General features: G+C 62.2%; 17 protein-coding genes and 1 pseudogene. 15 read left to right on the plus strand and 3 right to left on the minus strand.

The window, feature by feature from the left end; all coding sequences use genetic code 11:
* Window positions 1-3 precede the first annotated feature (3 nt).
* From ACMGT0_RS06275 to cyoE, 3 genes are read left to right on the plus strand one after another with little or no spacing between them, the layout of a single operon-like run.
* Window positions 4-630 (plus strand): cytochrome o ubiquinol oxidase subunit III, encoded by a 627-nt coding sequence (locus ACMGT0_RS06275; protein ID WP_054060159.1) that lies wholly within the window; start codon window positions 4-6, stop codon window positions 628-630.
* Entirely contained in the window at window positions 631-960 is a 330-nt protein-coding gene (gene cyoD / locus ACMGT0_RS06280; RefSeq protein WP_017904871.1) for a cytochrome o ubiquinol oxidase subunit IV, read from the plus strand.
* 10 nt (window positions 961-970) lie between these two features.
* Window positions 971-1,858 carry a heme o synthase gene (gene cyoE, locus ACMGT0_RS06285; RefSeq protein ID WP_054060158.1) on the plus strand — a complete coding sequence of 296 codons (888 nt, stop codon included), beginning with the start codon at window positions 971-973 and terminating at the stop codon, window positions 1,856-1,858.
* 72 nt (window positions 1,859-1,930) lie between these two features.
* On the opposite strand, the gene ACMGT0_RS06290 is transcribed toward cyoE, so the two are convergent.
* Window positions 1,931-3,343 (minus strand): PLP-dependent aminotransferase family protein, encoded by a 1,413-nt coding sequence (locus tag ACMGT0_RS06290; RefSeq protein WP_054060157.1) that lies wholly within the window; start codon window positions 3,341-3,343, stop codon window positions 1,931-1,933.
* Between the two features lie 125 nt (window positions 3,344-3,468).
* Between ACMGT0_RS06290 and ACMGT0_RS06295 the strand changes: the two genes are divergently transcribed.
* The 11 genes from ACMGT0_RS06295 (at window position 3,469) to ACMGT0_RS06345 (ending at window position 14,236) form a co-directional block, all read left to right on the plus strand.
* Window positions 3,469-4,569: a hypothetical protein gene (locus ACMGT0_RS06295; RefSeq protein ID WP_054060156.1), complete on the plus strand. Its 1,101-nt coding sequence runs from the start codon at window positions 3,469-3,471 to the stop codon at window positions 4,567-4,569.
* Between the two features lie 20 nt (window positions 4,570-4,589).
* Window positions 4,590-5,885, plus strand: coding sequence for an ATP-grasp domain-containing protein (locus ACMGT0_RS06300; protein ID WP_054060155.1), 1,296 nt, complete (start codon window positions 4,590-4,592; stop codon window positions 5,883-5,885).
* 68 nt (window positions 5,886-5,953) lie between these two features.
* Window positions 5,954-6,445, plus strand: a complete 492-nt coding sequence (locus tag ACMGT0_RS06305) for a RidA family protein (protein ID WP_054060154.1) — start codon at window positions 5,954-5,956, stop codon at window positions 6,443-6,445.
* Between the two features lie 50 nt (window positions 6,446-6,495).
* Window positions 6,496-6,981 (plus strand): cupin domain-containing protein, encoded by a 486-nt coding sequence (locus ACMGT0_RS06310; RefSeq protein ID WP_416771884.1) that lies wholly within the window; start codon window positions 6,496-6,498, stop codon window positions 6,979-6,981.
* A gap of 391 nt (window positions 6,982-7,372) precedes the next feature.
* Window positions 7,373-8,026, plus strand: a complete 654-nt coding sequence (gene yfcF / locus ACMGT0_RS06315; RefSeq protein ID WP_081009784.1) for a glutathione transferase — start codon at window positions 7,373-7,375, stop codon at window positions 8,024-8,026.
* Between the two features lie 247 nt (window positions 8,027-8,273).
* The gene (locus ACMGT0_RS06320; protein ID WP_416771886.1) at window positions 8,274-9,620 is read left to right on the plus strand and encodes a KamA family radical SAM protein; all 1,347 of its coding nucleotides are present in this window, start codon (window positions 8,274-8,276) and stop codon (window positions 9,618-9,620) included.
* A gap of 29 nt (window positions 9,621-9,649) precedes the next feature.
* Entirely contained in the window at window positions 9,650-10,714 is a 1,065-nt protein-coding gene (locus tag ACMGT0_RS06325; RefSeq protein ID WP_239688068.1) for an Ldh family oxidoreductase, read from the plus strand.
* Window positions 10,711-11,592, plus strand: a complete 882-nt coding sequence (locus tag ACMGT0_RS06330) for a branched-chain amino acid aminotransferase (protein ID WP_416771888.1) — start codon at window positions 10,711-10,713, stop codon at window positions 11,590-11,592. Before ACMGT0_RS06325 ends, ACMGT0_RS06330 begins: the two co-directional genes overlap by 4 nt.
* A gap of 20 nt (window positions 11,593-11,612) precedes the next feature.
* Window positions 11,613-12,362, plus strand: a complete 750-nt coding sequence (locus ACMGT0_RS06335) for a TauD/TfdA family dioxygenase (protein ID WP_054060148.1) — start codon at window positions 11,613-11,615, stop codon at window positions 12,360-12,362.
* Between the two features lie 70 nt (window positions 12,363-12,432).
* Window positions 12,433-13,401, plus strand: a complete 969-nt coding sequence (locus ACMGT0_RS06340; RefSeq protein WP_054060147.1) for a diiron oxygenase — start codon at window positions 12,433-12,435, stop codon at window positions 13,399-13,401.
* Between the two features lie 13 nt (window positions 13,402-13,414).
* Window positions 13,415-14,236, plus strand: coding sequence for an N-acyl homoserine lactonase family protein (locus ACMGT0_RS06345; RefSeq protein ID WP_416771891.1), 822 nt, complete (start codon window positions 13,415-13,417; stop codon window positions 14,234-14,236).
* A gap of 47 nt (window positions 14,237-14,283) precedes the next feature.
* Here the strand turns inward: ACMGT0_RS06345 and ACMGT0_RS06350 are convergent, their stop codons facing one another.
* A complete protein-coding gene (locus ACMGT0_RS06350) occupies window positions 14,284-15,717 on the minus strand; it encodes a PLP-dependent aminotransferase family protein (RefSeq protein WP_054060166.1) in 1,434 nt (477 codons plus the stop codon).
* Between the two features lie 700 nt (window positions 15,718-16,417).
* Between ACMGT0_RS06350 and ACMGT0_RS06355 the strand changes: the two genes are divergently transcribed.
* Window positions 16,418-18,043 carry a HAMP domain-containing methyl-accepting chemotaxis protein gene (locus ACMGT0_RS06355; protein ID WP_416771893.1) on the plus strand — a complete coding sequence of 542 codons (1,626 nt, stop codon included), beginning with the start codon at window positions 16,418-16,420 and terminating at the stop codon, window positions 18,041-18,043.
* On the opposite strand, the pseudogene ACMGT0_RS06360 reads toward ACMGT0_RS06355, so the two are convergent.
* A pseudogene (locus ACMGT0_RS06360) lies at window positions 18,008-18,620 on the minus strand (DedA family protein). The gene ACMGT0_RS06355 and the pseudogene ACMGT0_RS06360 overlap by 36 nt on opposite strands.
* Window positions 18,621-18,737: the final 117 nt, after the last annotated feature.

Below are 18,737 nucleotides of genomic sequence, written 5' to 3' on the forward strand. Positions count from 1 at the left end.
ACCATGTCGAATGCAGTGACTCATGCTGGACACGCCCATGGTCATGACCATGGGCACGATGACCACCACCACGACTCGGGCGAGATGACCGTATTCGGTTTCTGGCTCTACCTGATGACCGACTGCATCCTGTTTGCGTCGATCTTCGCAGCGTACGCGGTGCTGGTTAACAACGTAGCGGGTGGCCCGTCGGGCCACGACATCTTCGAACTGCCATACGTGCTGGGCGAAACCGCCTGCCTGTTGCTCAGCTCGATCACCTACGGCTTCGCCATGCTGGCGTTGTTCAAGGGCAAGAAAGGCCAGGTACTGGGCTGGTTGGCGATCACCTTCCTGTTCGGCCTGGGCTTCATCGGCATGGAAATCAACGAATTCCACAAGCTGATCGAAGAAGGCTACGGTCCGAACCGCAGCGGCTTCCTGTCCGGTTTCTTCACCCTGGTGGGGACCCACGGTCTGCACGTCACCAGTGGCCTGATCTGGATGGCCGTGATGATGTACCAGGTCTGGAAAAACGGCCTGACGCCGACCAACACCACCCGCCTGAGCTGCCTGAGCCTGTTCTGGCACTTCCTGGACGTCGTGTGGATCTGCGTATTCACCGTTGTTTACCTGATGGGGACCCTGTAAATGGCTAATGCACACCATTCCAGTGATGCCAACCATGGCAGCGTGAAGTCCTACATGATCGGCTTTATCCTGTCGATCATCCTGACTGCCATCCCGTTCGGCCTGGTGATGTACCCGTCGCTGCCAAAAGCCGCGACCCTGTGGATCATCCTGATCTTCGCCGTGATCCAGGTGCTGGTGCACCTGGTGTACTTCCTGCACCTGGACCGTTCCGCCGCGCAGCGCAACAACGTGATCGCGTTCATTTTCGCGGCGCTGGTGATCGTCCTGCTGGTAGGTCTGTCGCTGTGGATCATGTTCACCATCCACGCCGTCATGATGGCGAAGTGAGGTAAACCCGATGTCGCTCAAGCACTTTATCCAAATCACCAAACCGGGGATCATTTTCGGTAACGTGCTTTCTGTGGCGGGTGGTTTCTTCCTGGCCTCCAAGGGGCATGTCGATCTGGCCATCTTCCTGGCGGCCATGATCGGCACTTCGCTGGTGGTAGCGTCCGGTTGCGTGTTCAACAACTGCATCGACCGTGACATTGACCTGAAGATGGAGCGCACCAAGAACCGCGTGCTGGTCCAGGGTCTCATCTCCCTGAAACTGGCACTGGTCTACGCGACCGTCCTCGGCGTTGCCGGCGTAGCCTTGCTGTACCGCGTCGCCAACCCGTTGGCGGCGCTGTTCGCAGTGATCGGCTTCGTCATCTATGTCGGTCTCTACAGCCTGTACTTCAAGCGCAAGTCGGTTCACGGCACGCTGATCGGCAGTCTGTCGGGGGCGATGCCACCGGTGATCGGTTACGTTGCGGTCAGCAACAGCTTCGACATGGCGGCATTGACGCTGCTGGTGATGTTCAGCCTGTGGCAGATGCCGCATTCCTACGCCATCGCGATCTTCCGCTTCAACGACTACCTGGCCGCATCGATTCCGGTGCTGCCGGTGAAGCGTGGGATCGTCGTGGCCAAGAAGCACATCCTGCTCTACATCCTGGCTTTCGTCGCCGCGACGCTGATGCTGACCTTCAGCGGCTATGCCGGCATGAGCTACCTCGCCGTGGCCGCGGCCATGGGCATGTACTGGTTGTACATGGCCTGGACCGGCTACAAGGCGGTGGATGACACGGTCTGGGCACGCAAGCTGTTCGTGTTCTCGATCTTCACCATTACCGCCCTGAGCGTGATGATGTCCCTGGATTTCAAAGTGCCGACCGAGTTGTTGCTGACTTATGCGCACTGAGTGACCCGCATGACGGAAAAGCCCCGCCTTCTCAGGAAGTGCGGGGCTTTTTTTTGCGACATGCCCGGCGATTCAGTCGCCGAGCAAGCGCAGGAAGCGTTCCCGCACACGTTCATCATCGCTGTGGGCGACATTGAACCGCAGGAAACTCGTCGCATCGTCGGCCACGCTCAGCAAGGTGCCCGGCGCCAGCACAATGTCATTTTCCAGCCCCTTGCGGGCCAGCACTTCGGCGTCGATACCGGCGGGCAGGCGGGTCCAGAGAAACAGCCCCTCTCCCGGGCAGGAGGAAACCGCGCAACCGGCTTCACCCAGCCACTGCGCCACCCGTGCGTTCGACTCGTAGAGGCGATCGACCAACCGTCGGGCGTGCTTGGTGTAGCTGCCGTCGCTGAGCATCCGGTAGGTCATCTGCTCGGCCAGCTCCGAGGTCACGCCACCGCTCATCATCTTCAGCGCGATCATGCGCGCCGCCAGTTCCGGTGTCAGCACGGCGTAACTGACCCGGCTGTTGGCGCTCAGCGTCTTGGTGAAGCCCGAGACATAGCTGATGTTTTCCAGCCCGCCGGCCGCGGCCAGGCGCGGTGTGCGCTTGTGCTGGATATCGCAGTACAGGTCGTCCTCGACGATATGGAAGCCGTACCGGTGACTCAACTCCAACAGGCGATAGACCTGGGCCGGGGAGAAGGAGTGCCCGGTCGGGTTGTGCAGCGTGGTGTTGGTCAGGTACAGCACCGGACGGTGCTGCTCGAGCAGTTGTTCCAGGTGGGTGAAATCCAGCCCCTCGCAACCGCGGGCGATGCTGACCACCCTGGCGCCATGCAGCGACAGGTTCGAGCGCAGGTTGAAATAGCAGGGATCGTCCAGCAGCACCGTATCGCCCGGTTTGATCAGCAGGCGCATCAGCATGTCGATGGCTTGCACCGTGTTGGCGGTGGTCACGATCTGCTCCACCGGAACTTCGATACCGAAGGTCGCCAGTTTGACCCGCAGGGCCTGGCGCAGCGGCACATAGCCGGCCGGCACGCCGGCCTCGCCCATGCGAAGGGTGGTCGAGCGCAGGGTACCGCGGGCGGCCTTGAGCAGTTCTTCGCCCGGCAGCCAGGAGGAGGGCAGGAAACCGCAGCCCGGACGCAGGGCGCCGTTGTCCAGCAGCAGGGCGCGCCGTACCACGCTGAGGGTGTCCTGTGGCAGCAGGTCACGGCCGACGCCGGCATGGGCGGCCGCGCTCAGGCGCGTGACATAGTGCCCCGAGCCCTGCCGGGAGGCGACCAGCCCCTTGGCCCGCAAGCGGTCCAGGGCTTCGACGACGGTCGACTTGCCTACACCCATCAGCTCGGACAGTTCACGGATCGGTGGCAGCTTGGCGCCGTGTTGCAGGGCGCCCTGGCTGATGGCTGAGGTGAAGCGTTCGACGATCTGCTGTACCAGCGGGGCTCCACGCTCGAACTCGATGGCAGCGATCACGGCTCTCTGCGCCTGCATTTTACTGGTCATCCGAGCAATAAAGTTCGGAGGATTCTAGTCCAACTTGCTCTGATCAAGAAGACCTCCGCTCTCTAGTATCGACGCCATCATCCAGTGCGTCGTTCTGATTGAAGAGGTTCTCCATGAGTGTTGAAACAACTGCCGGGATTGCCAAGCCGGCCGTTAACGTCCGTTTGTTCATCATTCGGATCATTACCGCGGTGTCGCTGTTCGCGGTACTGGGCAAGGCCAACGTCTGGCTCGACACCGCCACCAACAGTATCCTGGCGCTGGGCTATCGCGCGTTGCTGCTGCTGTTGCCGTTGACCCTGCTGCTGCTCGGCCGGCGCTCCCTCGGCGTCACCCTGCTGTGCGCCGGAGCGGGGTTGATCCTGCTGGCCTTGACCCGCAACCAGGGCATCGTCATGTTCGGCGCGGCCCTGTTCGCCTACGGGATCGCCATCGCCGGCTACCTGATCAAGAGCGAGGCGGCGCAGACCAAGGAAGGCGCGGCGTACAACCGCGTGGCCATGAACATGGGCAGCCTGATCGCCGGCCTGATCCTGCTGTCGCCGCAGTTGACCCCCACCCTGTTCTTTCTCGGCGCCGCCGGTTTCGTCCTGATGTGCCTGCCGGTCGCCATGGGCGCGAGCCTGCAGCTCCCGGTCATTTCCACCCCGGCGAAGAGCCAGGGCGGAGCCGGCTGGCTTGGCAAGCTGCCATGGGTGATCGCCGGGATCATCATGGGCATCAAGCTGTTCGGCGTGTTTTCGATCCTGCCCCAGGCGATCCTGCGGGAAACCGGCGAGTTACCCTCCTGGTATGGCCTGATGCTGATCCTCAACAGTGCCGTGGTGGTGTTCCTGCAGGTGCCGGTGATGCGTGTCATCGAGGCCACCGGCCGGTTCAAGGTGTTTACCGTGATCGGCATCATCTTCGCCGGCTTCCTCGTGCTTTCCTCGCCAGCGCTGTTCCATGTGCAGACCCTGGTCGGCGCGTTCATCTGGGTCACCCTGCTGTCCATCGCCGAGTGTGCGTTCAGCTACCTGGACTACTTCTCCGTGAAGCAGAACAGCATGTTCGCCAAGGAAGTCTCCCTGGGCGTCGGTGCCGGCGTGACCGTGCTGCTGATGCGGGCCCTGCCCGATCCCTACAACGCCTACGTGCTGGGGTTGATCGGTGCCCTGGGGATCCTGGCCTGGTACGGCCTCAACCGTAAACTCAACGCACCGCTGCATGACTGAGTTCGCAAGGGAGATCCGAGATGAGTGCAAAACCCTGTGTGATCGTGGTCGGCTATAACGGCAACCGCGTACGTGACATCGCCAAGCTGCGCCAGCTGTGCCAGTCGCTGTATCAGGCCAAGCTGATTCTGCTGGTGGAAAAGGTCCAGTTGGAAGACTACGAAGTGGCGGACTATGTCTGGACCACATCGCTGGCCGCCGAGCACCTGGATTCGGCCCTGAATGCAGTGTGTGGCTGCCTGGAGCTCGAACAGTGGAACCTGATCGGTGTCCTGCCGTTTTCCGATCGTGGGGTCCTGCTCGGTGCCGCCCTGGCCACGCGCCACGGCTTGCCGGGGATTACCCCCGACGAGGCTCGTGCCGGGCTGGACAAGGAAATCTTCCGCCAGCTGGAAGCTGCCGCGCCCAGCTCACCGGCGAGTTATCAGCCGGTGTTTTCCTGCCGCGTCGAGCGACTGGAGGAGTTGCTTCAGCGCGTGCAGGCCCTGGGCGGCAAGGCCTTCATCAAGCCCGCCTGCGAGGGGGCCAGCCGCGGTTGCCGGGTCATTCACTCGCTGGACGAATGTGCGCCGGCCTGGGCGGCGCTGGAGCCTTATCGCTCGGGCGGGATCATCGTCGAGGAGTTGGTGGAGGAGGCCCGCGAGTACAGTTGGGACTGCGTGGCGGGGCGTTCCTGGATCACCGAGAAGACCACCACCGAAGGTGCCTATCGTGCCGAGATCCAGCAGGTGGTCCCGGCGCCGCTGAGTGGCGACGCCCTGCTGGCCATCGCTGCCGCCGGCGAACATATGCGCCAACTGGTGTCGCCCCGCAATGGGGCTTACCACAACGAGGTGTTTTTCAAGGGCAATGGCCTGACCTCGGCCGTGGAAACCAACATGCGCCCCGGTGGCATGCACATCTGGGACCTGGCGCGTAAAGCCTTCGCCGCGTACAACCCCTGGGAAAGCTGGGTGCGCTGGGCGGTGGAAGGGCGGATGGAGGAGCGGCAGCCGACTGCGCAGGGCTATTGCGGCATCCGGCTGCTGAGTGCTCCGGCCCATGGTTCCCTGCACTATCTGCCGGATATCCGCGAGCTGGCGGCCGAGCTCGGTATCGAGGTGATCGAAGCGGTGTACAGCAAGGGCGTGGGCGAGCGCGTCTCGGCCCTGGTGACCGACAACACCTCGTTCATCGGTCACGTCATTCTCTTCAACAGCGACTATTCCACGCTCAGCGAGCAACTGCTGCGGCTGGTCAGGGCCATCGAGTCGGCGATCGTGGTGTCACCGCTGGAGGTGGAATCTTCCGTTCGCCTTGAAGAGGCCCTGTCGTGAACCCCGCTGCCTCATGGCCTGAATCTTCTATCCCGGAGCTGGCCCAGCCACAGAAGGAAGTGATGCCGATGTCGTGTGATGAACGTTTTATCGCCATTGCCCAGGAACTGGGTTATGACATCTATGGTGAAAATACCGCTGGAGGGCACTACTCGCCAGCCTTGCGGCTGCATGACCAGGTGTTCGTCAGCGGGCTCGTGCCGATGATGAGCGGCAAGGTGATCCTCCCCGGTCGTGTCGGCGTCAACCTGACCCTGCAGGAGGCGCAGAAAGCTGCCGGCATCAGCGCCATGCGCGGGCTGGCATTGATTCTGCAAACCATTGGTTCGCTGGATCGCATAAAGTCCCTTGCGCGGGTGACGGTCTACGTCAAGTCGACGGAAGAGTTCCCCGATCTCAGTGAGGTCGCCAACGGTGCCTCGGATGTATTCCATCGGGTACTGGGGGATGCCGGCCGGCATACCCGGACGACGGTGGGGGTGTACCAACTGCCGAAGAATGCCGCGATCGAAGTCGATATCATTGCCGCGGTTAACGAAGGGGCTTTGCGCCAGCTATAAAATCAATGTCTGCGCGATGGGAACGTCTCGCCGCAAAAATGGAATGACACATGGACACCTTCAAGGGCAGCTTTTTCACCTATCAGGATTTTCGCGACAGCCTGCAGGGCGAGTCACCTCGACCGCAGGTGTGGAAGGGCACGGACCTGGCCAGCCTGCAACGCGAGATGCAACCAAGTGATACCGACATCGTCGCCCTGTCGAGCGAGTCGAGTATCGGCGGTTGCGAGATCCTGCCGGGCACCGTGATCTCGATGCAATGGCTGAACCCCGGCACCACCTTGAACCAGCATGCCCACACCTGGTGGCACCTGTTCATCATCCAGTCGGGCCAGGGCCAGCTGACCCTCGGCGATGCCCAGCCCGTGCCGATCTGCGGCGGTGACGTGATCGTCGTGCCGGCGTGGAACGCCCATGGATTCATCAACGGTTCCACGCAGGAGCCGTTGGTCATGCTCAATATCAGCAACATGCCGCAGGTGGCGGCGCTGTCGAACTTTGCCGATCAGAACGGCCGGATCGGCAAGACCGGGTAGGTAACCCTCTCCACCATTTTCCTTCATCGTTCTCCCAGGCAGGGAGCCAGCGTTCGCTGGCTCCCTGCCTGCGTTTGTGCCTGCCTTTTTCGTCGCTCGGCAGGCTGCCGGTGGTGTCCCCCTTCTCCCGGTCACTCTCTTGCATCGATATCTGCAAGCATTCTGTCATCCTGCGGTCATCTGTATCGATACAAACTGGCATTTTCTGTATCTATCGAAGCGTCATTCAGTTATTTACGATCCATTTCGTAGGCAGTGTCTCTGAGTTAATTCGAGTGATGGGCAATCAGCTGTACACCTGTACGCTGCCCGCTCGCCTGCCTGACGGTTTTTTCGGTCGAGCAATTCGGCTGAAAGTTCACATGTATATGGAAATGGAAGGGAATATCCTGTGGCTGAACAAAAATTAACTCTTCATGTCGGCGCCGATTTTGTCAGTGCTTTTGCCTTGTCGGCTTTTGTTGCACTGAAAGAAAAGGAACTTGCGTTTGATATCGTTACTGTCGATCTCAAGAAACGCGATAATTATCTGCCGGCCTATCGTGACCTGTCGCTGACCTGCAAGGTGCCGACCCTGGTGCACAACGGTTTCGCCCTGACCGAGTCGTCGGCCATCGCCGAGTATCTCGACGAGGCGTTTGCCGGTGCCGGCCATAAACAGGTTCTGCCCCGTGGTCTGCAGGAACGTGCCCGGGCCCGTCAACTGCAGGCCTGGCTGCGCAGCGACCTGCTGGTGATCCGCCAGGAGCGGCCGGCGGACCTGATCTATTTCGGCAAGCGCGATCAGCCCCTTTCCGACGCGGCAAAGGCCGCCGTAGAGCGCCTGTACCGGGTAGCAAGTACCTTCCTGGGCGACAGCGACGGCCATCTGTTCGGCGACTGGAGCATTGCCGATACCGACCTGGCGATCATGCTCAATCGCCTGCTGGCCAATGGTGACGAGATGCCCGAGCAACTGGCGGCCTATGTCCGTCGGCAATGGAGTCGCGCCAGTGTCCAGGCCTGGATCGGGCAGGAGCGCGTGGCGCCGTTGCCAGCGAACTGAACACGACCTGATCGATCCGCTGGGGACAATGATCGATCTTGCTCAATGCCGTGAAGATCCCAATAGGCACGAAGTTGCTGGCAGTGGCCAAAGACCTCTAATCAATAAAAACAAGTTGCCGCGTCATATGGCGCCAAGGGCAATGGGATTTGTTTTGTCTGTGATGGCTGGAGATATATCCGGCAAATCTGTCTGGTTCAAATTGATACATAGCTGGACTCATAACAGAATCTTCAGGAGCGCTGTCATGCAGGGACTGTCCGAACCGCAAAAGTATAAACCTTATAATTCAAGAACTATTCGCGATACGGTGTATTGGCAAAGACTGACTCCAGAATTGCAGGAAGCAATGACGGTCGTCTCCAAGGTCATGCCATTTCGCACCAACGATTATGTGCTCAGCACCCTGATCGACTGGAACAACATTCCGGATGATCCGATTTTCCGCATGACCTTTCCTCATCGCGACATGCTTCATCCCCATGAGTACGAGGCGCTCAAGGCCCTGATCGACGGTGATGACGGCGCGGCGGTCAAGCGCCAGGTGGAACAGGTGTGGCAGCGGATGAACCCGCATCCGGCAGGGCAACTGACCCACAACACCGTGACCCTGGACGGCAAGCCGTTGTCGGGTATCCAGCACAAGTATCGGGAAACCGTACTGTTCTTCCCCGGTGCCGGCCAGACCTGCCACGCCTACTGCACCTTCTGTTTCCGCTGGGCGCAGTTCATCGGCGAGGACGAACTCAAGTTCAACGCCCGCGAATCCCAGGAACTGGCGGCGTACCTGCGGGTGCATACCGAGGTGACGGACGTGCTGATCACCGGTGGTGACCCGCTGATCATGAACACCCGTTCCCTGGCCGAGTACATCGAGCCGCTGCTGGCACCGGACATGGCGCACATCAGAAGTATCCGACTGGGCACCAAGTCGGTGGCCTACTGGCCGCAGCGCTTTGTCACGGACAAGGATGCCGACGCGCTGATCGACCTGTTCAAGCGGGTGGTGGCCAGTGGCAAGAACCTGTCGGTGATGGGGCACTACAACCATCCGGTGGAGATCCGGCAGGACATGGCCCGTCAGGCCATCCAGCGGATCCGTTCGTCCGGAGCGACTCTGCGGATCCAGGCACCGCTGATTCGCCACATCAACGAAGACCCGGCCGACTGGGCGGCACTGTGGACCGAGGGGGTTCGCCTGGGCGCCATTCCCTACTACTTCTTCGTCGAGCGGGATACCGGCCCCAGCCACTACTTCGCGATGCCACTGTATCGCGCCTTCGAGATCTACCAGTCGGCCTATCGCACGGTCTCCGGTCTGGCGCGCACGGTACGCGGGCCGTCGATGAGCACCTTCTACGGCAAGGTGGTGATCAATGGGATCGAGACCGTCGCGGGTGAGAAAGTCTTCGTCCTGCAGTTTCTCCAGGCCCGCAACCCGCAGTGGGTATTGCGCACCTTCTACGCCAAGTTCGACCCGCAGGCGACCTGGTTCGACGAACTGGTCCCGGCCTTCGGCGAAGAGTTCTTCTTCTTCCAGAACGACAGTGCCGCGCCACCGAAACTGATTCCCGTCGCGCTGGAAGCCGTTTGATCCCAAACCTATTCGATGGAATGAACACCATGATCTATCTGAATCCGCACACTGCCCGCCAGGTCTGTGCACAGGCGGTCAAGCGCCGTGGCGTGTCGACGGAGCACGCCAACTGGTTCGCCAATGCCCTGGTGGACACTTCGCTGATGGGTGTCGACACCCATGGCCTGCGCCTGTTCCCGCTGTACCTGCGGGAGCTGGACGAAGGCCGCAGCCATGCGATCCCGAACATCCAGGTGCAACGACGCAATGGTAACGTGATCATTCTCGATGCCGACCAGGCGCTGGGCACCGTGGCCGGCATGTATGCCGCCAAGCTGGCCGTGCAGGAGGCCCGCAGCAGTGGCATCGCCGCGGTGGGCGTCGGCAATTCCAACCACTTCGGCGCGGCGTCGGTCTACGGGCTGGAGATCGCCAACAGCGGCATGATCGGTATCGTCACCACCAGCGCTGCCGCGCGCATGGCACCGTTCAAGGGCAAGCAGCCAATGTTCGGTACCAACCCGATCTGCTTCACCGCACCGGCGGACGGACAACCCTTCGTGCTCGACATGGCAACCAGCCAGATCTCCTATTCCCAGGTCAAGCACTACCGCAAGCTCGGTCTGTCGCTGCCGCTGGGATGGGCGCTGGACAAGGACGGCAATGACACCGCCGAGCCCGATGAAGTGGTCTCCCTGTCGCCCCTGGGCGGCTACAAGGGTCAGGGCCTGGCGATGATGGTGCAGGTGCTCAGTTGCCTGCTGACCGGCATGCCACTGGATCACCAGCTGGATCATCTGGATACCGGCTCCTTCAGCAAGGGACGTCAGATCGGTCACTTCATGATCGCCCTGGATATCTCCGCCTTCACTGACCTGCGCAGCTTCCAGGCCAGCCTTGCCGGCTTGATGGAAACCATCCGCTCGACTCCGGCCCAGGCCGGCGAGCGTGTCCACGTGGCCGGTGATCCCCAGGCCCACACCCGGCGCAATCGTCTGATTGCCGGGATCCCTGCCTCCCAGGAGGAGGCGAGCGCATTGATGGCCGAGGCTCGGCTGTGTGGGCTGGAAGTGACCAGCGTCCTGATGAACACCGCGGAGGTGACGGTATGAGTGGCCCGGCAGCGATTCCTTTCGATCAACGCGATGGCTATATCTGGCTCGACGGCGAGTTCGTCGAGTGGAAGGCCGCGAAGATCCATGTGCTCACCCATGGGCTGCACTACGCCAGTACGGTCTACGAGGGCGAGCGCGTCTATGGCGGCAAGATTTTCCAGCTGCGGGCGCACTCCGATCGCTTGTATCGCTCCGCGCAATTGATGGACTTCACCATTCCCTATGATCTGCAGACGCTGGAGGAGGCCAGTCATGCCCTGCTCGAACGCAACGGCGTGACCGATGGCTACCTGCGTCCGGTGGCCTGGCGCGGCAGTGAAATGATCTCGACGTCGGCCCGTTTCAACCGCGTGCACCTGGCGATTGCCTGCTGGCAGTGGCCGAGTTACTTCGACCCGGCGGCACGCATGGCCGGGATCAGGCTCAAGACGGCGCTCTGGCGGCGTCCGCCACCGAGCAGCAGCCCGTTCGAGGCCAAGGCCTCGGGGCAGTACATGATCGCGACCCTGAGCAAGCACGATGCCGAGAACAGCGGCTACCACGACGCGTTGATGCTCGACTGGCGCGGGCATGTGGCCGAGGCCACCAGTGCGAATATCTTCTTCGTCAGGGGGCGGCAACTGCATACCCCGGTGCCGGACTGCTTCCTCAACGGCATCACCCGCCAGACGGTGATCCGCCTGGCACGTGAACTGGACTACGAAGTGATCGAGCGCACGCTGTTGCCACAGGAACTGGGTGACTTCGAGGAGTGCTTCCTGACCGGAACCGCCGCCGAGATCACTCCGGTACGCAGCATCGACGAGCATCAGTACCAGCCCGGGCAGGCCTGTCGCGATCTGATCGCCGCCTACTCCGCCGCCGTCATCGCCTGATTCAGAAAAGGACTTTCGCCATGTTGGAAGAAATCGCTGCAAGCGTGGTTCCGCAACGCGCCTTGAGCCATCACCACCGTGAACTCGCCGAGCAGGGCTGGACCCTGCTGCAGCCCGAGGAACTGAGTGCCGATCTGTACGAGACGCTGGCACCGTTCGGCCGGGTGATCCCGCAGTTCAATGGCCTGTACACCTTCGAGGTGACCCTGAAGCCGGGCTTCGACGACCTGCCGTACTCCCAGAGCATGAACGGCATCGGTCCGCATACCGAAGCGCCGGTCTACGATCCGCCGCCGCGCTACCTGGTACTGCACTGTCACCACCAGGCGACCTGTGGTGGCGGGCATACGCAACTGGCCGATGGCCTGGCGTTTCTCAAGACGCTGCCTGCCGACCTGAAGGACTGGATCGAGCGCAACCCGGTGGCCTTCAACGCCACCGCCAAGCCCGGGGAGACGACCCGGCGGGTGCTCGAAGAGTACATCTTCAGGGAAAACGCCGAGGGCGACATCTTTCGCTTCAGCTACAACCAGTTCCATTACGGCGACGTGAATCCGTCCCGCGACGATCTGAGCGCTCCCGAGGGCCGCAACAGTGGTACGCCTCTGGGTCGAATCGCCGCATTGGGCGAGCAGTTCTTCCTGGAGCACTGCACGCCGTTGCTGATTCCCGATGGTTGCGTGCTGATCTGGGACAACTGGCGCCTGATGCATGCGCGCAGCCAGTACCGCGATCCCAAGCGGCACCTGACCCGCTACTGGCTCGCCTGAGCCCGGCAGCCCCCGCGATTTCCCTTTTTCCCGCGCACGGACCCCGTGCGCGTTCTACAGGTATCACGTCATGCAACAAGCCATCGTCATCGCCAAGGTCGACCACAAGCTGGTCGTGCAACTCAACAAGGCCTGGACCAGGCGCGCAACGGTCTGCGCCGGCGACAAGTTTCCGCTGACCGAGGAGTTCGACCCGAGCAAGCCGGATTATCCGATTGCCATGGTCCCGTTCTACCATCATCCCAAATTCCAGGCGCTGGACGAGGAACTCAAAAGTGCCGTCCTGACCTGGGGCTGGATCGGCTACAACCTGCGTACCGTCACGGCCGAGGAGTGCGTGGTCAACCCGGCCCTGAGCGTCATCGCCAACCAGTATCTGGGCAAGGATGACTGGCACTTTCGCGAAGCCATGCAGCAGACCCTGATCGACGAGCACTATCACACCCTGATGCACCTGCGGGCGATTCAGCGCAGCAAGGCCGATCGCAAGCTGGAACGGGATCTGGACCTGCCACCCTCGGTGACCTACCTGCGTTTGCAGGCCCTGTGCGCGCAACTGCCCCATGCCTGGCAGCGGGACCTGGCCGCGATCACCTTTGCGGTGGTCGCCGAGATCAGCGTCAATGCCTACCTGGACATGCTGGCCGATGACCAGAGCATCCAGCCGCAGAACCGCCGTGTCGCCGAGTTGCACAACCGTGACGAGTACGCCCACAGCAAGGTGCTGGCCGAAGTGGCGAAGGTGATGTACGAGCACATGGACGCCGAGAAGCGCCGTTTCTTCGTGCAGACACTGCCGCAGGCGCTGCACGCGTTCGTCGCCCAGGACTATTCGATGTGGGAGGCGATCCTGACGCAGCTCGGCGTGGCCGATGTCGACGTCATCATCGGCGACACCCGCGAAGCCAGCCGTGGCAGCGCGATCATGCGCGACTACAGCGGCCTGTATCGTCTGGCCGAGGACCTGGGGATCACCGCGCAGATGAACTTCGATTTCAGTTCGACCGTCAAGGCGGCGCCTGCCGCGCAACCGGCCTGAGGAGAGTGCCCGCATGTCGAATCCAGCGCTGTCTCCGGTCTATGAGGTGTTTGCCATTCGTGTCGGGGCGAACTCCCAGCGTACCGCCAGGGAGAACTTTCTCTACGATGCCTGCTGCGGCGATCCCGATGCGCCGATGCCGCTCGACTATTACTTCTGGGTGATTCGCAACGATCGGCACGTGGTGGTCGTGGACACCTGCTTCCAGCCGGCCACCGCGGATCGTCGCAACCGCGAGATGTACCGTTTGCCGCAGGAGTCGCTGCAGCGGTTGGGAATCGATCCGGCCGAGGTCGAGACCCTGATCCTGACGCACCTGCATTGGGACCATGCCGGCAACCTGGGCCTGTTTCCCAAGGCCACCATCCACTTGCAGGAGGAGGAACTGCGGTTCTGCACCGGGCCGAAGATGAGCCATCGGGCGATCAGCAAGACCTACGAGGTGGATGACGTGATGTCGGCGATCCCGCCACTATTCGAAGGGCGCCTGCGCCTGCACCACGGCACCGCGGAGATCGTTCCGGGGGTAACGATTCACGCGGTGGGCGGGCACACGCCGGGCAGCCAGGTGGTCCGTGTGCCGACCCGGCGTGGGTGGGTGGTGCTGGCCTCGGATTCGGCGCACCTGTGGGCCAATATCCGCCTGCGCAGCCCGTTCCCGATTCTCGATGACATGGCCCAGACCCTTGAGGCCTTTGCCACCATCGACTCGTTGGTGGATGGCGAGGATCACGTCATTCCGGGGCATGATCCGCAGGTGGCCCAGCGTTTCCCGCGCTGGCAGGGCGACCCGCACATCATCTGCCTGCACGAGCATCCGCTGGATCGGGTGTAGCGATCAGGGGGAAGCTCCATCGGCAGGCTTCCCCCTGCATCGGCGTTTCAGCCCTGGCGCGCAATCAATCGCCCGAGGGTCTGCACCGCGTTTTCGATACGTGGCGAGTAGGGCGTTCCACAACCGATGCGGATGAAGTGATCGAAGCTGCGCGAGTTGGAAAAGATCATCCCTGGCGAGATGTAGATACCTTGCCGCAACGCCTGGTGAAACAGCTCCAGCGATGAATGCCCCCGGGGCAGTTCCACCCAGAGCAGGGTTCCGCCCTTGGGACTGGTGATGCGCGTACCTTCCGGAAAGTGCTGCAGGATCGCGGCGCTCATCTGCTTTCTCTGTTCCGTCAGCTGCCCGCGCAGCCTGCGCAGGTAGCGCTCGTAGGACGGTGTCTTCATGAAGGCGTCGACCGCCAGTTGCGGCAGCATTTCGCAGTTGCGCGACTGGGTGTGCTTGAGCATTTCGACCCGGTCGTGCCATTTCCCCGCAGCGATCCAGCCCAGCCGCAGGCCCGGGGCGAGCGTCTTGTTCAGGGAGGCGCAGTAGATCAGGTTGCCGTGGCGGTCCCAGCTTTTCAGGGCGGACAGCGGCTGTTCGGTATCGGCCAGATCCGAGTAGGTGTCATCCTCGATCAGTACCGTGTCGTAGTCCGCGCACAGTTGCACCAGCAGCGCCTTGTGCGCATCGGGCATCACACTGCCCAGGGGATTGTGCAGGTTGGGGATGACGATCAGCGCCTTGATCCGCTCCGGGCCCTGGAGCAGCTGCTCGAGGGCGAACAGGTTGATGCCGGTCTTGGGCTGGGTCGGTACTTCCAGCACCCGCAGATTCAGGCTTTCGAGAATCTGCAGCAGGCCATAGAAGGTCGGTGACTCCACCGCCACGATGTCTCCCGGTTGAGTCACGGCGCGCAAGGCCAGGTTGATGGCCTCGGTGGCCCCGTTGGTGATGACGATCTTGTCGGCGGTGATGCTGATCTTCGAACCCAGCGCCCGCCGGGCCAGCAGATCGCGCAGCGGGCGCGCCCCACTGGCCGGCGAGGGGCTGCCGATCAGGTGCGGGTCCTGGCGCAAGGCCTTGACCATGTGATCCTGGAGGGTTTTCAGCGGATAGATCTGGGCGCCACAGTAGGCACTGGCGAGATTGACCTGGATCGAGGCCTGCTGGCTGGCCTTGACTACGGCGGAGACCTGCTCGTGGATACCGACGTAATGACTGGTATCCAGTGGCAGTATCGCTTCGTTGGCGGTCGAGATCGCCAGGGGCTTGGCGGGTTGGCGGATGAAGTTGCCGGAACGTGGGCGTGCCTCCAGCACGCCGTAGTCCTCCAATTGACGACAGACCTGGACGGCGGTGGAGAGGCTGATGGCATGTTTTTCCATCATCAGGCGAATGGATGGAAAACGTTCACCGGTCTTGAGTGTTCCGTTCTGGATCGCGTTGAGGTAGTGGTTGGCGAGTTGGCGATAGAGGGGAGGCGAGTTCATATTGACCATCGAAATCGCATCACTGAAGTCGTGACTGTAAAGCGAATGACGTATTGCAGGCGGACCCGTGATGCTTGAGGGTGGGAGGGAGGTTCTTGGCACATAACCGTCGGGCATCCCCTGTCCATGGAGCGGCCCTCCTGTCAGGTATGCAGGGAGTCTCTGCTGGATTGCAGGGTGTTGCGCTCTCCAGGGTCTTTGCAAGTTCGCTGGCTATCCGGTGCGACGGTCTGCCTGTGCGCTGTTGAGCGCTTGCGGGGACGAGTGGCGATCGGCGGAAGCTTGCGGGGCCGGCGTGGGCTCGGTCGAGGTATGGCGAAAGGCTTACATGGGGACACCGAGATCTCCTCTGTCGGAGCTTGCTGCGGGGGCTTATTCTTTACCCACTGCTGCTACGCAAGGATGTGTACAGCGTCATGGAAGACAGACCCCAGGCCAGGATGGCCGACGACAGGAGTCGTGATGGTCGGCAAAGAACCCGCTTCGGCGGGTTTTTTGTGTCCGCTGGAAAAGTGAGGGTTCCTGTCCCGCTGTGCGAATTCTCCCTGATTGATTCTGGCCGCTCCTGTGCGAGCGGTACGGGTCCCTCTTTTTTAAAAGCCCCTTCAAGTTGTCGTATGACTTGCCGATAGCCTGCCAATCGTCGGCAGTCATGCCTGCGCTATTTCACTTCGCATCCTCCCCGGAAAAGGCCGCCGTCATGCTTCTTCGCCAAATGAATATCGCGCCGCGCGCAGCGCTCGGATTTGCCCTGATCGCGGTCCTCGTGGCCTTCCTCGGACTGTTTGCCCTGGAGAAGATGTCGAGTATCCGCGACAGTGAAGTGGCGGTGGAAACCCAATGGCTGCCGAGCATTCGCGGGGGTGACGAGATTCGCGAGCTCATGTTGCGCATCCGCACGATCTCCCTGCGCATGGCCCTGGACCCGGATCCGAAAAACGTCGCCACGTACCGCTCGCAGATGGACACACGCGACAGGGAACTGAGCGAAAAGATCGTCGCCTACGACAAGCTGGTGACCACACCGGAATCCCGTGAGTTGTATGACCAGTTCAAGTCGAGCTTCGCCACCTACCGTTCCGGTATCGCCCAATCGTTCACCCTGGCCGAACAGGGGCGACGCGATGAACTGATCAAGCTGTTGCTGGTGGACATGAAGACCGTGGTCGATGGTTCCGGCAAGCAGCTCAACGACCTGGCCGGCCTGTTCAGCAAGCGGGTCGAGGCCGAGAGCGTGAAGTCCGAGGCGCACTACAGCAATTCGCGGACCGTCGTCATCCTGTTCATCGTACTGGCGGCCCTGGCCACCGTGGCCCTGGCGATGCTGCTCACCCGCAGTATCGTCAAGCCGCTGGGCGAGGCGCTGAATGCCGCGCAGCATGTCGCCCGTGGCGACCTGAGCCAGAACATCGAGGCCCGTGGCAACGACGAGGTGACTCAACTGCTCGAGGCGCTGGCGACCATGCAGCAGACGCTGCGCAATACCCTGCAGGGTATCAGCGGCTCGTCGGTGCAACTGGCGACCGCCGCGGACGAGCTGAACGCGGTAACGCTTGGCAGCACCCGTGACCTGCAGCAGCAGAACAACGAAATCGAACAGGCGGCCACCGCCGTCAATGAAATGACCGCCGCGGTGGAAGAGGTGGCGCGCAATGCGGTGTCCACTTCCGAAGCCACGCGCGAGTCCAGCGAATCGGCCCGGTTGGGGCAGGAGCGTGTCAGCGAAACCGCCGAGGCGATCAACGCCCTGGCCGGCGAGGTGGAGCAGACCGGCGAACTGGTGCAGTCACTGGCTGTTCAGTCCCAGGACATCGGCAAGGTGCTCGATGTGATTCGGGCGATTGCCGAGCAGACCAACCTGCTGGCCCTCAACGCGGCCATCGAGGCGGCCCGGGCCGGTGAGAGCGGGCGCGGTTTTGCGGTAGTGGCCGACGAGGTCCGCGCCCTGGCCTACCGCACGCAGCAATCGACCCAGGAAATCGAGCAGATGGTGCAGGGCATGCGCAGCAGCTCGACCCAGGCCCTGGACTCGATGCAGGCCAGTTCCCGGCGTGCCGCCAGTACCCTGGTGCTGGCCGAGCGCGCGGGCGATGCCTTGAAGACCATCACCGCCTCGGTGAGCCAGATCCATGAGCGCAACCTGGTGATCGCCAGCGCCGCCGAGGAGCAGGCCCAGGTGGCCCGCGAGGTCGACCGCAACCTGGTGAATATCCGCGACCTGTCGTTGCGCTCGGCGGCCGGTGCCGACCAGACCAGCGCTTCCAGCCATGAGCTGGCGCAACTGGCCAACTCACTGCGCGCGATGGTCGGGCAGTTTCGCCTCTGAGCGGCCCGACTTGCGTCGGGCCCGATGACGGCGGAGCAGGGCGATACCGGCCATCAACAGCACCACGCCGATGGCGATGGGCAGGCGATAGGGCTTGAGGTTGCCGAACAACTCTTCGAGGAACTCGCCGGCCCAATAGCCACCCGAGGCGAACAGGGTGGCCCAGACCACCGCCCCCGAACAGGTTGATCACACTGAAGCGCAGCGGCGACAGGCCGCTGGCGCCGATCACCAGCGGGCCGACCAGGCGCATGCCGTAGAGAAAACGCACGGAAAACACCGATGCCAGCGGATAGCGCACGATCAGTCCGCTCACCCGTTCGATCGCCGCCTGCTGGCGGTGCAGGCGCGGCAGCAGGCGGGCACCGAAGAAGCGGCCGGCCCAGAACAGCAACTGGTCGCCGAGCATGCCGCCGATGCTGGCCCAGAAGATCACCGTCCACAGTTGCAGGACCTGCTGATGCGCCGCCACCCCGCCGAGAATCAGGATGGTTTCGCCCTCCAGCAGGCAGCCGATGAAGATGGCCCAGTAGCCATAGGTGGCGAGCAGGTAGTTGAAGTCGATGTGTTCGAACATGAGTGTGGGTCGATCCGTCTATCGGTCCGTGGGCGGTTTTGCCTGCGCGCCGGCCTGCGGGCAGGCGATGCCCGTGTAGGGTCTGATCGGTTGGCGGGGCGAAAGTGCCCTGGCAAC

The organism is Pseudomonas sp. RHF3.3-3 (genome assembly GCF_048069595.1).
GTDB lineage: Bacteria > Pseudomonadota > Gammaproteobacteria > Pseudomonadales > Pseudomonadaceae > Aquipseudomonas > Aquipseudomonas fuscovaginae_B.